Source organism: Sulfurimonas sp. (assembly GCF_041563495.1).
Lineage (GTDB): Bacteria > Campylobacterota > Campylobacteria > Campylobacterales > Sulfurimonadaceae > Sulfurimonas.
Map to the genome: position 1 here is coordinate 215,108 of NZ_JBFFMZ010000001.1, position 16,469 is coordinate 231,576.

At 37.1% G+C, this 16,469-nt stretch carries 15 protein-coding genes; 4 read left to right on the forward strand and 11 right to left on the reverse strand.

From position 1 onward, the window contains the following. Positions 1 to 12: 12 nt before the first annotated feature. Together ABYK18_RS01015 and thiC are read right to left on the reverse strand one after the other, a co-directional pair. Positions 13 to 1,119 carry a P-loop NTPase gene (locus ABYK18_RS01015; protein ID WP_373034701.1) on the reverse strand — a complete coding sequence of 369 codons (1,107 nt, stop codon included), beginning with the start codon at positions 1,117 to 1,119 and terminating at the stop codon, positions 13 to 15. Positions 1,120 to 1,281: 162 nt separating this feature from the next. Continuing rightward, positions 1,282 to 2,670, reverse strand: coding sequence for a phosphomethylpyrimidine synthase ThiC (thiC, locus tag ABYK18_RS01020; protein WP_373034702.1), 1,389 nt, complete (start codon positions 2,668 to 2,670; stop codon positions 1,282 to 1,284). Positions 2,671 to 2,852: 182 nt separating this feature from the next. Between thiC and ABYK18_RS01025 the strand changes: the two genes are divergently transcribed. The 4 genes from ABYK18_RS01025 to ABYK18_RS01040 are packed head-to-tail and all read left to right on the forward strand — an operon-like array spanning position 2,853 to position 6,540. Next, on the forward strand, positions 2,853 to 3,974 hold the full coding sequence (locus ABYK18_RS01025) for a bifunctional 2-C-methyl-D-erythritol 4-phosphate cytidylyltransferase/2-C-methyl-D-erythritol 2,4-cyclodiphosphate synthase (RefSeq protein WP_373034703.1): 1,122 nt from the start codon (positions 2,853 to 2,855) through the stop codon (positions 3,972 to 3,974). Next, positions 3,971 to 4,858 carry a response regulator gene (locus ABYK18_RS01030; RefSeq protein ID WP_373034704.1) on the forward strand — a complete coding sequence of 296 codons (888 nt, stop codon included), beginning with the start codon at positions 3,971 to 3,973 and terminating at the stop codon, positions 4,856 to 4,858. Before ABYK18_RS01025 ends, ABYK18_RS01030 begins: the two co-directional genes overlap by 4 nt. Further along, positions 4,836 to 6,026: a sulfate adenylyltransferase gene (locus ABYK18_RS01035; protein WP_373034705.1), complete on the forward strand. Its 1,191-nt coding sequence runs from the start codon at positions 4,836 to 4,838 to the stop codon at positions 6,024 to 6,026. Before ABYK18_RS01030 ends, ABYK18_RS01035 begins: the two co-directional genes overlap by 23 nt. A 7-nt stretch (positions 6,027 to 6,033) precedes the next feature. After that, a complete protein-coding gene (locus ABYK18_RS01040) occupies positions 6,034 to 6,540 on the forward strand; it encodes a phosphatidylglycerophosphatase A (protein WP_373034706.1) in 507 nt (168 codons plus the stop codon). 149 nt (positions 6,541 to 6,689) lie between these two features. On the opposite strand, the gene ABYK18_RS01045 is transcribed toward ABYK18_RS01040, so the two are convergent. The 9 genes from ABYK18_RS01045 to ABYK18_RS01085 form a co-directional block, all read right to left on the reverse strand. Continuing rightward, positions 6,690 to 7,196, reverse strand: coding sequence for a hypothetical protein (locus ABYK18_RS01045; protein WP_373034707.1), 507 nt, complete (start codon positions 7,194 to 7,196; stop codon positions 6,690 to 6,692). Positions 7,197 to 7,202: 6 nt separating this feature from the next. Continuing rightward, positions 7,203 to 7,961, reverse strand: a complete 759-nt coding sequence (locus tag ABYK18_RS01050) for a hypothetical protein (protein WP_373034708.1) — start codon at positions 7,959 to 7,961, stop codon at positions 7,203 to 7,205. Next, positions 7,961 to 9,067 (reverse strand): 4Fe-4S binding protein, encoded by a 1,107-nt coding sequence (locus ABYK18_RS01055; RefSeq protein WP_373034709.1) that lies wholly within the window; start codon positions 9,065 to 9,067, stop codon positions 7,961 to 7,963. The genes ABYK18_RS01050 and ABYK18_RS01055 overlap by 1 nt, the downstream gene beginning before the upstream one ends. Positions 9,068 to 9,071: 4 nt before the next feature. Next, positions 9,072 to 9,686 (reverse strand): molecular chaperone, encoded by a 615-nt coding sequence (locus ABYK18_RS01060; RefSeq protein ID WP_373034710.1) that lies wholly within the window; start codon positions 9,684 to 9,686, stop codon positions 9,072 to 9,074. A gap of 84 nt (positions 9,687 to 9,770) precedes the next feature. Further along, a complete protein-coding gene (locus ABYK18_RS01065) occupies positions 9,771 to 11,633 on the reverse strand; it encodes a mechanosensitive ion channel family protein (protein WP_373034711.1) in 1,863 nt (620 codons plus the stop codon). Further along, positions 11,617 to 12,972: an NADP-specific glutamate dehydrogenase gene (gene gdhA, locus ABYK18_RS01070; RefSeq protein ID WP_373034712.1), complete on the reverse strand. Its 1,356-nt coding sequence runs from the start codon at positions 12,970 to 12,972 to the stop codon at positions 11,617 to 11,619. The genes ABYK18_RS01065 and gdhA overlap by 17 nt, the downstream gene beginning before the upstream one ends. Before the next feature lie 30 nt (positions 12,973 to 13,002). Next, the gene (locus ABYK18_RS01075) at positions 13,003 to 13,743 is read right to left on the reverse strand and encodes a fumarate reductase iron-sulfur subunit (protein WP_373034713.1); all 741 of its coding nucleotides are present in this window, start codon (positions 13,741 to 13,743) and stop codon (positions 13,003 to 13,005) included. Beyond that, positions 13,743 to 15,731, reverse strand: coding sequence for a fumarate reductase flavoprotein subunit (locus ABYK18_RS01080; RefSeq protein WP_373034714.1), 1,989 nt, complete (start codon positions 15,729 to 15,731; stop codon positions 13,743 to 13,745). Before ABYK18_RS01080 ends, ABYK18_RS01075 begins: the two co-directional genes overlap by 1 nt. Next, complete coding sequence (locus ABYK18_RS01085; RefSeq protein WP_373034715.1) at positions 15,731 to 16,462, reverse strand: fumarate reductase cytochrome b subunit; 732 nt, start codon at positions 16,460 to 16,462, stop codon at positions 15,731 to 15,733. Before ABYK18_RS01085 ends, ABYK18_RS01080 begins: the two co-directional genes overlap by 1 nt. Positions 16,463 to 16,469: the final 7 nt, after the last annotated feature.

Below are 16,469 nucleotides of genomic sequence, written 5' to 3' on the forward strand. Positions count from 1 at the left end.
GAAAAACTTATTCTACATAGAACAAGCTGATACTCCTGGAGGTGTTGTTGGTTGTACCGACTCATTTGAAGCACCGCCTGCTGCATTAACAGACTCGATAGTAGCCCAAATAGACTCAGCAGCAGCCATATATCTTTTTGCACTCTCAGAAGTCGGACTTACGAAAGTAATTGGTTTACCTTCATCTCCACCTGTTCTGATAGTTGGCTCTATTGGAATTTCTGCGATTATCTTAGTATCAAACTCTTTAGCCATTGGCCCTGATGTGCCTTTACCAAAGATATCATACTCAACACCGGTATCAGGTGCAATGAATCCGCTCATATTCTCAACGATTCCGGCAATTGGAATATTAAGTTTTTTGAACATATCCAATGAACGACGAGAATCATCAAGAGAAACTGATTGAGGAGTTGTTACAGTAAGACCTGCAGTAACCGGTACGCTTTGAGCCAAAGTAAGCTGAGCGTCACCTGTTCCCGGAGGCATATCGATAACCAATACATCTAACTCAGACCATAGAATATCTCTTAAAAACTGCTCAATAGCTTTCATAATCATAGCACCACGCCACATAAGTGACTGACCCTCTTCCATAAGTGAACCCATAGACATCATCTCAAGACCGTAAGCTTTAATAGGAAGAACTTTATTTCCGTTAACCTCAGGCTTTACATCTGCTACACCTAACATACGAGGAATATTCGGACCATAGATGTCAGCATCTAAAAGACCTACTTTTTTGCCTTGAGCAGCAAGAGCGATAGCAATATTTACAGATGTAGTTGATTTACCAACCCCGCCTTTTCCAGAACTAACCATTAAAAAATTTTTAACTTGTGGAGCAATATTTTTGCTTTTCGGTTTAGGAGCTTCCGGCATCTTAGGAGCGTTAATGTTACACTTTACGTTTGAAGCACCGACAGCTTTAAGCTCCGCAGTCGCATCATCGATAATCTGTTGTGCAACTTCAGGTGCACTCGAAGTAATCTCTACATTGAAACTCACGTCATTTCCGTTAATCTCTATACTGTTAACAAAACCGAAAGTTACAATATCCTTAGTAAAACCAGGATACATAACTTTTGATAGTGCTGAATTTACAATTTCATTAGTCATTATATATATTTCCTTTAATTTATTTTCTACATCTACAATCGTTTTGACTCGGTGTCAAGTCTACGCATAGTTAAATTGCGCTTTAATTTTGTAAAAATCAACTCTAAAACTATAGCATATCTAAATAAGACAAAAATTGTCTTATATCAATAATTTATTTTTTTAAGCTATTGCTTCTTGTGCTTCCTTTTCTTTAGCTTCTCTTGCAATCTGCTCGATAGCTTCAGGATTATCCATTATATTTTGTGTTATTTTATAAGAACAAAATTTAGGTCCACACATAGAACAGAACTCTGCTTCTTTAAATACATCTTGAGGAAGAGTCTCATCATGATATTCACGAGCTCTCTCTCCATCAAGTGCCAGTTCAAACTGTTTTTCCCAGTCGAATGAATAACGGGCATCACTCATAGCATCATCGATATCTCTTGCACCTTTACGGCCACGAGCGATATCAGCCGCATGAGCAGCAATTTTATAAGCAATGATACCTTCACGTACATCATCTGCATTTGGGAGACCTAAGTGCTCTTTAGGAGTCACATAACACAACATACTAGCTCCGTGCCATCCGCCCACAGCAGCACCGATAGCAGAAGATATATGATCATAACCTGCAGCAATATCTGTAACTAAAGGTCCAAGTATATAAAAAGGTGCCTCATGACAAAGTTCACGCTGAAGTTTCATATTACGCTCAACTTGATTTAGAGGAACATGTCCCGGACCTTCAATCATTACCTGAACATTCTTTTCCCAAGCTCTTAGAGTCAGTTCACCAAGAACTTTAAGCTCACCAAGCTGTGCATCATCAGATGCATCTGCTAAACAACCCGGGCGAAGTGAATCACCAAGACTTAGTGAAACATCATATTTTGCACAAATATCAAGTATTTCATCAAATGCTGTATAGAACGGGTTTTCTCTGTGATAGTGCATCATCCATGCAGCCATTAACGAACCGCCGCGGCTTACGATACCCATTTTTCTTTTTGCAATCTTTGGCATAGTCTCAAGCAAGAAACCTGCATGAATAGTAAAGTAAGAGACACCTTGTTGTGCCTGACGCTCTAGTACTTCAAGCATTACATCTATGCTTAAGTCTTCTATTTTATTTCCAACATCGTGAAGAATTTGATAGATTGGAACTGTCCCTATTGGAATCTTTGAAGCTCCTATTACGGCTCTACGTATTTCATCCAAGTCTCCACCGGTAGAGAGGTCCATTGCTGTATCGGCATGATAGTGCTGAGATACCTGCATCTTCTCTACCTCGCCTTGAACATCAGAAGCTATTGCAGATGAACCTATGTTGGCATTGATTTTACATTTAGCTGCTATTCCTATAGCCATCGGTTCTAAAGATGTATGGTTTATATTTGCAGGGATGATTAATCTACCTCTTGCAATCTCACTTCTTACAAGTTCAGGAGATAAATCTTCTACTTTTGCAACATGTTCCATCTCTTCAGTAATTATGCCCTGTTTTGCATAATACATTTGAGTTCTTACAGAATCATTTTCTCGTTTTTTCACCCATGAAGTTCTCATAGTATTCTCCATATGTTTATAGATTAGTATGTGGAAATATAATCAAATAAAGTTAAAGTAGCATTAAGGGCTTCAATAAAAAAGGGTTTCAAAGATAATATAAGACTATATTGTAAAAACAAGAGAAAAAAAAGCTTTCTGAGTGTATAATTTCGTAACACTTTTCAAAAACAGGAGTATATTTGGCTGGCATAACACTTATTTTACTTGCTGCTGGTAGTTCAAGTCGCTTTGAATGTGATGTTAAGAAGCAGTGGTTAAGGATTGGTCATGAGCCTTTATGGCAATATGTTGCCCGTAAGTGTGTAGAAACTAAACTTTTTAATAAAATAATCATCACCTCTTCAAGTGATGATATTGAATATATGAAAAGCTATGATTCTTTTACATTTGTAGAAGGTTCTACCACTAGACAAAACTCTTTAAAGAATGCTTTAAAAGAAGTTGAAACTGATTTTGTACTTGTAAGCGACATTGCAAGGTCTTGTATAAACGAAGAATTTTTGAAAAACATTATTTCTAAAAAAGGAAAAGCTGACTGCATAGTCCCGTACTTAAAAGTCAGCGATACCATCGTATATCATAATGAGACTATAGACAGAGACCAAGTAAAGAGAATCCAAACTCCTCAGTTATCCAAAACATCTGTACTTAGAGATTCTCTTGAAACAGATGTAGAGTTTACCGATGAGAGTAGTGCCATAGTTGCAAACGGCGGTTCAAGAGAATTTATACTTGGAGACAATGAGGCAAATAAGATAACTTTTATAAGAGACTTAAACTCTCTTTCATGTTTATCTCAGCCATCAAGTGACATACTTAGTGGTACGGGTTTTGATGTTCATGCTTTTGATGAAAACGAAGAGATGTATTTAGGCGGTGTCAAAATAGACTCTAGTTTCGGGTTTAAAGCTCATAGTGACGGTGATGTTGCTATTCACGCTCTTATTGACGCTCTTTTAGGAGCGGCTGGAATGGGTGATATTGGAGATAGTTTTCCAGACAGTAGTGATGAGTACAAAAATATTGACTCAAAAATTCTACTTCAAAGAGTTGTTAATAAAATATACAACTTTGGTTTTGTTATTGTGAATGTTGATTTAACAATAGCAGCACAGACGCCAAGGATTGGCAAGTATAAATTACAGATGAGAAAGACCATTGCAGATATAATAAAGTGCGACAGCTCACGAGTAAATATAAAAGCTACAACAACTGAAAAACTCGGCTTTATTGGTCGAAGTGAAGGCGTTGGAGTAATTGCGAATGCAAATTTAAAATATTTTGATTGGACGAAGATTTGAAAATACTAATTATAGAAAACGAAGTTTATTTAGCACAGAGTATTGCTACGAAGTTAGGCGAGTTAGGTCATATATGTGAAATGTGTACATCAACCAGAGATGCTATAAAGAGTAACAACTATGATGTTGTTTTACTCTCTACAAACATCAACGGTCAAGATTTCAACCCTGTAATTGAGACATTTAAAAATGCGATTATCATCTTGATGGTTTCTTACATCTCAAATGATACTGTTTCAAAACCGCTTAGTGCCGGTGCGAAAGACTACATCTTAAAACCATTTATGATTGAAGAACTCATAAGAAAGATAGATCACTACCAAGATTACGAAAAACTAAAAAAGAGAGATAGAGCTTATAAAAAGTACTTGACACACTCTTTTTCAACAGTCACTCATGAATATGATCACTCTAATATTGATCTTCCTATCTTTATATCATCTTCATTTCAAAAGTATTCAGATGCTTTTGCTTTTGAACATGCATATGAAAAAGATCTCCCAATCCACTTTATAAGTCTAAGTGATCCAAAAGCTATGAGTGAAATAGAATCATTGAATCAAGACGCTATTATCTACATAATAGATTATCAAACACTTAAAAAAGGCGACAGAAAAACTTTTTGTTCTCTTATAAGTAATAAAAAAGCCATTATCTCAAGTACGGACAAAATTGAAGATGTTGAGCATAAAATTCTAGAGATAAAGAGTGAAAACAATATTTTCGATCAGGGCGATATATTGCCGATAGAAGATTATGTTAAGTATATAGTTCTTAACTACCAGTATAAATTTCCAGATATCGAACTATCTAAAAAATTAGGAATAAGCCGTAAAAGTTTATGGGAAAAACGAAAGAAATATGACATCATCAAGAAAAAATAAGACTCTATTAATAGACCAGGAAGCAGCATCTGCATTAGAGTTGTTAAAAGACGGATTACTTGCTCCTGCTACTTCTTTGATGAACTTCAAAGAGAGCCAAAATGTTTTAAAGACAGGTCTGATAAATGGAAAAACATTCCCTTTTCCGTTCATCTTAGCACCATCTGGTAAAGTAAATGCAGAAGTTCTAAGCTCTTTGCAAAACGGTGAAGAGATTACAATTTTATTTGACAATAAACCTTTTGCAACACTTGTTGTAGAAGAAGTTTTTCATATTGACCCCAGTGACAGAATCAAACATATCTATGGAACAGATGATGTCAATCATCCAGGTGTACAGGCAACCATGAATAGACTTGGTCCTCTTGCCGTTTGTGGTGAATATGAACTGATCAACAAATCAAGTAATAAGAATAAACAGATAATAGAAGATGCTAAAAAGCTTGTAGAAGCAAAACATACTACTTCTCTTGTCATGGCAGCGAATCCTCTTCATCGTGCTCACGAAAGACTTATTCGTCAGGCATTAGAAAATACTGACTTGCTTGTAATATTTTTACTAAAGTCATCCACTGAGTCAAATCTAGATTATGATACAAGAAGAGAATCTTTGGATTTTTTCATAAACAACTTTTTAACCAAGAACCATGTAATTGTTGTGCCTCTTGAGAACAGCTATATCTTTGCAGGATACAATGAGATTATCATTGATGCCATAGTTGCCAAAAACTACGGCTGTGACAGATTGACAATCGGGCGAAATCATGCCGGACTTGGTATGTTTTATGACTGTAATTCAAATAAATCTATCATAGACAAAGTTGTAGGAATCGATATAGACATCACAGTGGCAAGTGAATATGTATACTGCGACAAATGTACTACTCTTGTAAGTAAAAACACTTGTCCTCACGGTCAGCATCACCAAATCTCTTATCATGCAGACTCCATATTAGAGCTTTTAGAGCTAGGTTTACTGCCTCCGACTATGCTTATCAGAAAAGAAATCTCGGCACAGATACTCTCTAAACTGTTTCCAAACAGATTTAAAAACTTAGAGAAACTATACTATGATATCTTGCCTGTGGAAGGTCTTTTAGAAGAACATACTGAAAGAGATTTTTACCTGGAGTTAATGAAACTCTACCAAACTACATCACTAACTTAGGAAAATAATGAACTGGTTTTTTATAACTCTGGGCTACAGTGGCCTGTTTCCAAAAGCTCCCGGCACTGCAGGAAGCTTTGTGGCACTTATACTTGGTATTTTAATACTGGGCTTTTTTCAAGTTGAGACACTTTTTTTAGCAACTATATTGATTACTATTATAGCAATCCGTGAGATTAACAAATATGAAGAAAAGAGCGGCATACATGATGATAAACGAATAGTCATCGATGAGCTTGCAGGAATGTGGTTTGCACTTAGCGTAGCTCCTGCAATGAGCATCTCTGTTGGTGAGATAACACAATTTGAGAATGGATTTTTAATCCAAGCCGTTTTATCATTTGTTCTATTTAGATATTTTGATATCAAAAAACCTTCCGTTATAGGCAGAATAGACAGAGAAGCCAAAGGCGGAATCGGTGTAATGGGTGATGATATAGTTGCAGGTTTTGCGGCAGGTATCGTTAGTTCACTTATCTGGCAGGCTTGGGTACAACTTCAGGGGATGATGTAATATTCATCATTACAACTTTAAATCAAATGGATTAAAAGAGTAGTGTAGTTGCAAGGGCTGAGTAAGGAAGTGTACTAAAAGTACATGACGAACGAAGCAACGCAGCAAATGCATTGCTATTTTAATTCTAACTGCTACCGCAATTAAAATTAAACGAATAAAGGGTCGCTTGTAGGCTCTATCTCTTCAAAATCTTCAACAATCGTACTGAACATCTTCATAGTTTTCTTAGCTTTAGCAATGTTTTCATCAAAAACACTCTTAGATGCAGGAAAAGCCTCAGCAAGTTCTTGATATATTAAAATACGTCCGTTGATATGTCTGTCTATCTCTGCAAATGCTTCTTTTAGGTATTCTTTTTTAGTGGTATGTCTAAATAGCGCTCTGACCATCTTTATACGCTCTTTAATCGGAATAGACTCATCGATTGCTTCTGCGATTCTTTTAATGTCCAAACGAGAAAGATAGACACCGCTGTGTGCAGGTGCTAAAAGTTTAGATGTCAAAGCATCTACAAATTGTGGAACAGGCTCTTCGTCTTCCTTGTCACCGATATCTCTGTCTTGTTTCATTGCATCTTCTGGGTTTAGTGAACATTTATCACTAACAAACTTATCAAATTCTGCTCTTAAATCACTTAAATCATGTTCATTCATCTGTTTTTATCCTTTAATTATTAATCTATATGCTTGTTCAGTAAGTTTATCAATCAAATCATCATAACTGACATACTTTGCATTTAACTCTTGCGCTCTTTGTCTCAAAGCCGAAAACTGCTTTGTGTTTTTCATATCAAAACTCAGTGGCGGAAGTTTTTCAATCATCTCTAAAGAGTTTAAATCTGAAAAATCAAGAACTGCATCAAATCCTGATAAATCAAGAGTCAAACCGGATGCTATTCGGTTTAAGTCTGCATCTTTAAGTTCCACTTCCTCTGTAAACTTCATAAGCTCTTCAAGGTTTTCATTGAAATAACTCACATTAAAACCGCAAGCTAAAAAAGAAAAAGCTTTAGCATGTGCATTCACACCTATTACAGCAACTTTAGAAGCACGTATATCTTTTAAATACTCGCTAAGTACTCTGATGCTAAAAACATCACCTCTAAGCTTCTCACCCTCTTTAAAGACTATATCGCACATTCCGGTCTTTTTAACCATGCCACTTGCTTCATCCAATATCTCTACAACATCATTAACATATTCAGTAGATATCACAGCACCGTTTACATGTGATTTTTTCATATTTGAGAGTGTAAAATAAAGGTCGTCTTCTCTGATGTTCATTGGAATCATCATTGCATCATCACCGTTTGCTTTAAACATCTTGTTTATCACTGCGCTAAATCTGCTTACACCGGCATTCTCGCCAATATACCCAAACAGTCTCGTCTGACGAGAGATTTCATTTGCGTTATTCATCATTGTCCTACAATCCCCCAAAGTTCTCGAGCTTCTTCATCTTCTGCTTTGCATCTGTAACACATTTTATCATTTGTGTTTGTGCTAAATATAATATTGCACTCATCACATCTTCTTACTTTAAACGAAATCAGATTTTGAACACTCGGCTCAAAAAACTCTTTTACATTGTACGAAGTGGACAGCGTTATTGCATCCGGTTCGCAGACATCGTGGCAGATGCTGCATTTTATACAAAGAAACGGGTCAAAATCTATCTTCGAGTTTTTGATATCTGATGTCAGAGCACCGCTAGGACAGACCCTGTAACACATCTGGCAAGCCGTACAGCTATCTTCATTTAAAAGTTTTTGCGAAGTAAACGTTACTTCTGTGGCATCTACTACATGATAATTAGAAGGCTTACTTACTCTTTTTATAGCCGTGAAGAACAGCTTTCTTCTCTCCGGTACCCTTTTTTTCTTAAGCAGTGCTATATCTGCTTTTTCAAGTGTATGTTCTACTAACTCATCAGTCGCTTTTTTGACCTCTGCTTCAAAAGCATGTTTGCCTTTTGCAACATTTCCCATAGTTATAGAGCTGAAAAATTCTCTTCTGCCACTCTCTTTTTCTTCTGATTCTTCATTTTCAAAGCAAACGTCTTCAAGTCTTACCTCAGCCTCATTTTCCATGGCACTTAAGAGGTATGTCGCCTCTTCATGGTTTTTAAGGATTTGAGGTTTACACTTGTGAGCGATTGAGCAGCCTTCACAATGTCCCATATCAAGAACCATCTCTTTTTTGAGCACTGCCAAAGAGATGATATGTTCTACACTAAGAGCTGCTATACAAGGAACATTTTTACGACAAGATATAAGATTATCTTTATCTTCTACAAACTCAAAGAAAAACTCGGTAGGTTTGAAAGAATCAAGAGAAAGAGCCTCACTTGGACAGACTGCGTCACATGCACCGCAACCGACACAAGATGAAAAGTTAATCGCCGGCAGAGGATTATCCCCTACGACAATAGCACCTGTAGGACAGATCACTTCACATTTGTTACATTCACTCTCGCGTGCGAGTGAGCGAACGCATCGGCTGGCATTTAATGAGATTAATGACATTTAACTATTTTGACTCTTGTGTAAGATATTCATTATCGCTGAGAATAAACTCCAACGCCATCTCTGCAGCATCGTAGTAAAGAGGTGTTCTTGCTTCAAACTTCATGTTTATAAGATATAGAGGTGCCCATTTGATTAGATGCTTGTTTAAAAACTCATGCTGAACTTCTCTAATCTCTTTAACAGATTCCAAATCCTCATCTTCCATAGCTTTTAACTCTGCTTGACAAAGATGATGCATAAACTCAAGTTCAACACCGATATGATCTGATGAGACTGTTCTGGAAGCTTCATAATCAACCATAAAATTATAAGCACTGTACATATCAGTAACAGGATTGGCTCCGCCGGTTTCTACCATCTGGTCTTCTCTAACATAAAAAGACTCATAAGGTATAAGGTGAAGAATAGATAGATTTACAAAATCCGGATTGATGTACTCATCCAAAAGTTTAGCTTCGTCAATCTCTTTTAATGCCTCCCAATCTTTAAAAGTCGGAAAGAAATCTAAAATATTTTCATCTTTTTTTATCATTTTTAACGTATCGATATCTAATTCTTGCAGTAAGATGCGAGACATCAATGCGTAAATATTCACTCTTGCTTGTGTTTGTTGCATAGGTTATATACCTTTTTTATTTGTTAAAATTATAAATTCTTATTTTTAAAGTGATGATTTTATCACAAAAGACTGAAAATATGATTAGCTTGGCTCAATAACTCCGTTTTCATTATAAATACTGATTGAAGGAAATGCAAATTCTAATGAATTCTCTTCCAAGATTTGCATGATTTTATACATAACATCCTCTTTTGTCTCAAGCCATTCTTTCCACATTACGCTTCTAGAAAAACAATAAATAAGTATATTTATACTTGAACCTGAAAACTCATCCAAATGCACAAGCAGAGTTCTTTTGACACCAAGCTCATCGTCTTTTGATACAAGTTTTGAACGTTTTGAGTGTGAATAGTCATATTCTGTATTTTTTGTAGCAATTTGTGGATGGTTTTCAAGCATCTCTCGAATCTCATTTACGGCATTTTTAATGTCACTTGGTTTTGAATCGTATTTAACACCTATATTCATCTTTATTCTTCGACCAAGTGAACGTTTGTTCCAGTTTTTTACACCCTTATTGGCTAAAATAGAATTTGGAATCGCAATAATAGCATTGTCAAATGTTCTGAGTGTCGTGACTCTTAAACCTATCTCTACTACTGTTCCTTCTTCTCCGTCTATAACTATCCAGTCACCCTGCGAAAAAACATCACTTATCAGTATGGAAAGGGTTCCAAAGAAATTGGCCAGAGAATCTTTTGCAGCAAGTGCTACCGCGAAGCCGCCTATTCCAAGACCTGATAACACCGTAGTAAGATTTGCTCCCGCAAAATGTAAAATAAATAATAATCCGATAATCATTATTGCAAAATTTACTATCTTTATACCTACATTTATGACTTCACTTTTAATCTTTTTATTTTCTGTATCTATCTCATGTATTTTTATGCTGGAGATAACATTTATGACTTTGTAAACTATATATGTAAGAACGACAACATAACTTATAGTAAAAAATTTATCGAACTTTCCTATACCGGCAAAGTCGTTGTAGATATAAAGAGTCACCTCTATGTTTATTAAAATAATAATCAACTCTATAGGTTTACGAACACTGTTTAAAATATTTTTAGAATACTTCTTAAGAGATTTAATCTTAACTATATATGCTTCTAACTCTTTATAGAGATATTTGCGTATTATGTATATAATAATAAAAACAAGCAGCATGAAAATTATTTTGACAACATCCAAGCCGTATGGACGCATTACTGAATTTATCTTTGTTGCTAAAGTGGTATTGTTTATTGAGATAACAGGATTTATAAGATTGTACTTTGAGTATTTATTTAACCTGTACATTTTTTTCTCAAACACTGAAAGATATTTCAGAGTATCCGCGTTTAACTCCAGTAATGCGTAATAATCTCTTATATTTTCCTGAGCTTGTTTTAGAGTTCTTGATGGTTCATCAAGCTGCAATATATTTTCATAGTCCACATCTGTGATATTTGCGTTGTATTCTTGATTTTTTGCAAACATATCGCTCACATAAACCTGAAAGTCCTCAAAACTCAGTTTATCCAAAGCTAAAAGAATATTTTTAATCATTGAATTTTGAGCATTTAAAAGTTTATATGACTTTACTAATACCTCATCTCTGATTGTCGCATATCTATTACCGAGACGTTTATTGAGTTTTATGATTTTCTCTAGCGCAAAGATTTCAGAATCGTAGACTCTTGATTTATTTATGAATTTATTTTTATTCTTTAGTATATCATCTAAAGCTATAGAATAAAAAGCTTCCTGCTCTTTAGCGATTTGCATAATCTTTTCTTGAGTGACATTATCATCATTCATCTGTTTGATAAGAGTAAGCTGTTGACGGACAAACGGTGAGAAATCTGCACCAGAATCACCAAACAGGTTTAAGACCAATATTAAAATTATAATTAGCTGTTTTATAAGAGACTCCTTGTTATATTTAGATGCCCTCGGCAATCATGGCATCTGCTACTTTTTTAAATCCTGCAATATTTGCTCCGTCTACGTAGTTGCCTCCAACTCCGTAATCTTTTGCAGTCAATGCTACTCTTTTTGCAATTTGCTGCATTGTATCTTTTAATTTCTCATCAACTTCTTCAAAACTCCACTTGCTCATAGAAGCATTTTGAGCCATCTCAAACTCACTGACTGCTACACCTCCGGCATTTGCCGCTTTTGCAGGACCGAAACAGATTTTATGAGATAAAAAATCATTGATGGCTTTCGGCGTTGATGGCATGTTTGCACCCTCGCTCACACTGACACAACCATTTACTATAAGATTCTGTGCATCAAAACCGTTCAACTCATTTTGAGTCGCACAAGGAAATGCCGCATAACAAGGGATATCCCAAACTGCATGTCCATCTTCCGGATACTCTGAGACCGGAATATACTTAGCTTCCGTATGTATTTCTACATACTCTTGCAGAGATGCTCTTTTTTCTAACTTTAATTCCTTAAGCAGTTTAAGGTCAACACCTCTTGAATCGTGGATAGTTCCTTTAGAATCCGAACATGAAACGGGGATCGCTCCTATTTGTTGAAGCTTTTCTATGGCATGGAGGGCAACGTTTCCTGCTCCGCTGACAGTACATATTTTACCAGCCAATGGTTCTTTTCCTTCTATCTCAAGCATAGTCTCAGTAAAATAGACGACACCGTAACCCGTAGCTTCTGGTCTCATAAGCGAACCGCCGAACATAAAAGGCTTGCCTGTTAAAACACCCTCATACGAAGAAGTTATCTTTTTATACTCACCAAAAAGGTAACCTATCTCTCTCGCTCCCACACCTATATCTCCGGCAGGAATATCTATCCGAGGTCCAATATATTTATGAAGTTCAGTCATAAAAGCCGAACAAAACTTCATTACTTCAAAATCACTTTTACCTTTTGGGTCAAAGTCGCTTCCACCTTTTCCACCGCCTATAGGCAATCCCGTAAGTGCATTTTTAAGTATCTGCTCAAAACCTAAGAACTTCAGTATCCCCTCATTAACAGACGGATGAAAACGAAGACCGCCTTTATATGGTCCGAGTGCATTGTTAAACTGTACTCTGTAGCCGGTATTTACCTGAATATTTTGGTTATCATCCATCCAAGTCACTTTAAACTTAAAAATCCTGTCAGGAACTACAAGCCTCTCCAAAATCGCGTGCTGCTTATATCTTTCATCTGATTCCAAAAGCGGTGCTATTGAGTAAATAACCTCTTCCATCGCTTGATAAAAAACCTTATCCTGCTCACAATTTTCACTCTCAAATTTTTTAATTTTACTCTCTGCTATAGTCACTGAAATTCCTGTTATTTAAATTTAATTCTCTTAATTTTTCATTGATGTTTTTATCATCATTCTTCTTAAATATGCTATCTTGCTTTGCAGTGGCAAATCCTTAGGACAGACATCTTCACAACCTAAAAGAGTCATACATCCAAACACACCGTCTTCATTCCCGATAAGTTCATAATACTCTTCATCACTGCGTTTATCTCTCGGATCAAGATGATATCTGGCTATCTTGTTAAGCCCTACAGCTCCCGTGAACTTCGGTCGCATCTGGATAGTACCGCATCCCGCAACACAACACCCGCACTCTACACAACGGTCAAGCTCATATATCTCATCAGCAAGCTCTGGTTCCATTCTCTCTTCCAATTTATCTACTTGTAATTCACCCTCTTTATCATGTATCCAAGTCTCCAGATGCTCGTTAAGATAACGCATCCATTTTCCTGTATAAATAGAGAGGTCTCCTATTAACTCAAAAAGGGGAAGAGGCGCTAGGGTGATGTGTTCTCCAAGTTTTGAAGTCAGAGTTCTGCATGCAAGCTTTGGTCTTCCGTTTACGAGCATAGAACAGCTTCCGCAGATTCCCGCACGACATACAAAGTCAAACTTCAAAGCGTTGTCATGGTGCTCTCTGATCTCATTTAAGACAATATAGAGAGTCATTCCGTCTGATTCTTCAACCTCAAAGGTTTCCATATGAGGAACATCCTCAGGGTCATGCGGGTCAAATCTTAAGATGCTTATCTTTAAAAGTCTCGGTTTATTATCATCCATTATACATTTTCTCCCAATCTCTCATTGATTCCCTGATATTTTTTAGGCAGCTTATCCATAAAAGGCATAAGTGCGTTTTGAATCTCAAATCTGTCCAGACATTCTTCTTCAAGTTTCGCTCTTGTTGCTTCTACACTGGCTTGCCTTACTTTTGTCATTGGATGATGATGAGTCATATCTTTACCATAACCGCGAAACCCCGGGGGCATCTCCATCTTGGATATGTTAATCTCTTCATAACTCACACTAGGCAGCATCTGCTGAGGGTCCGGCCATGAAGTTATGGTTCTTTTTAACCAATTTTCATCATCTCTCTCTGGGAAATCCTCTCTTGAGTGAGCACCGCGGCTCTCCTCTCTTAAATATGCTCCAAGCGCACAAGTAAGTGCCACTTTTATCATTCTTTTAGTTCTGTATGCATTTACAAGTGCAGGATTTGCAGCGCGGGATTTTGAACGAAAGACTTCTATGTTTTTACTTCTTCTAAGCAACTCTTCAAGCTCGTCAACAGCTTCTTTTAAATCATTGCCGTTTCTAAAGATGCCCACCTTATCCATCATAATCTTTTCCATACGACGGCGAAGTACATACGCATCTTCTCCATTTTCTTTTGTAAGAAGTGCTTCAATCTTGTCATGTTCTTGTTTTAAAAAACACTCTACTTTTGCACTGTGAATATTCATATCGCTCTCACTGCTATCAAGAAAATCACTAATATATTCGGCTACAAGCATCCCCGATACAACTGTCTCACTTACGGAATTTCCTCCCAGTCTGTTAAACCCGTGTAAATCCCAGCAAGCTGCTTCACCGCAAGAGTAGAGACCTTTCATAGTCTGAGACTCACCTGTGTACTTTGTACGAATTCCACCCATTGAGTAGTGCTGTGTCGGACGGACAGGTATCCAATCGACTGCAGGGTCTATTCCTAAAAAGTTCTCACATATCTCTTTTACTTCTCTTAGGTTTTTCTCAATATGTTCACGTCCTAAAATTGTAATATCAAGCCAAAGATGATCGCCGTATTTGGACTTTACACCCTTGCCTTTTCTGATGTGTTCCGTCATTCTGCGGCTTACCACATCTCTGGATGCAAGCTCTTTTTTATCAGGCTCATAATCAGGCATAAACCTGTAACCGTCTTTGTCCAGTAAAAGACCGCCGTCTCCGCGACAACCCTCGGTTGTAAGAATCCCGACAGGAACGATAGCAGTCGGGTGAAACTGTATAGCTTCCATATTTCCCAAGGTCGCGACACCGCTCTCCAAAGCTATGGCTTGACCCATTCCCTGACAGATAATCGCATTTGTAGAGACACTGTAGATGCGGCCGTATCCGCCTGTCGCTATAGTCGTAGCTTTTGAGACATAGGCTACCAACTCTCCACTCATCAAGTTTCTTGCAACTGCACCGTAGCATCTTCCGTCTTCATGGATAAGCGAAATGGCTTCTAGTCTCTCATGTATCTCAACTTTTTCTTCATGAGCTTTGTTATCCATCGCATAAAGCATGGAGTGTCCCGTACCGTCAGAGGTATAACAAGTCCTCCACTTTTTAGTCCCTCCGAAGTCTCTGGCCGTAATAAGCCCGTGCGCCTCATCTTTTTCAGTTATAGTCACTTTTTTAGCATTGATAATTGCCTCTCTATCACCGCGTTTCACCCTGCTCCAAGGAACACCCCAGTGAGCAAGTTCTCTTATGGCTTTTGGGGCACAGTGAGTAAACATACGTGCTACTTCCTGGTCTGCTCCCCAGTCACTTCCTTTAATGGTATCTGAGAAATGTACATCTTCATTATCGCCTTCACCCATAGCCGAGTTTGCAAGGCTCGCTTGCATCCCGCCTTGAGCAGCTGATGAGTGAGAACGCTTTGGCGGAACCAATGTTAAAACCACAGCGTCATGTCCTCGCTCTTTTACTCCTGTTGCAACTCTTAGACCTGCAAGTCCACCACCAATGATAAGAACATCTGTATAAATAACTTTCATTAATGAGCTCTCAAGTCTATAATTTTTGATTTGTATTTTTTAACATCAGTGTAATCATGAGTATAACCGATATATGTGTATTTCGCCAAACTGAATGAACCGACTAAGATATAAACAACTACCAGACTTCGCATCAACAACTTAAATCTGGCTCGTGATACTTTTGTGTTCTTACCTTCCATAAAACCCCACTTCATCGCAAGACGATACAAGCCGATAAAAGCGTGTGAAACCACAGACAAAAGCAGTAAGAAGTAAAGAGGTCCCATGTGTTCATGAACAACCCTGAATGAAGATGCCAACGGACCTATGTTTGACGGTTCTGCTATCATGATGTAGAGATGCACAGAACCTATAAAAAACATAATGAAGCCTGTTGTAAGCTGAATAATCCATAAAGAAGTATCTTCATGTTTCATCCCTAGCACATGTTTTTTCATAATCTTGTGTTGTCTGTAATTATCCGGGATTTTTCTAAGCGCTATGGCTGCGTGAACAATAAATATGACAAATATAGCGGCAGCTAAAAATGATACGATTCCGGGATATGTCTCTCCAAAAAAGTAGTAACCCTCAAACATGATTGTCACTTTGTACATCATCTCATTACTGATTAATATAGAACCTTCTAACAGGATATGCCCCATAATAAACAGACCTAATATCAATCCCGTAATACTTTGAGTCAAATCTAATCTTGCAGGCATTTTATCAATCTTTTTATTATTCATTCACTCT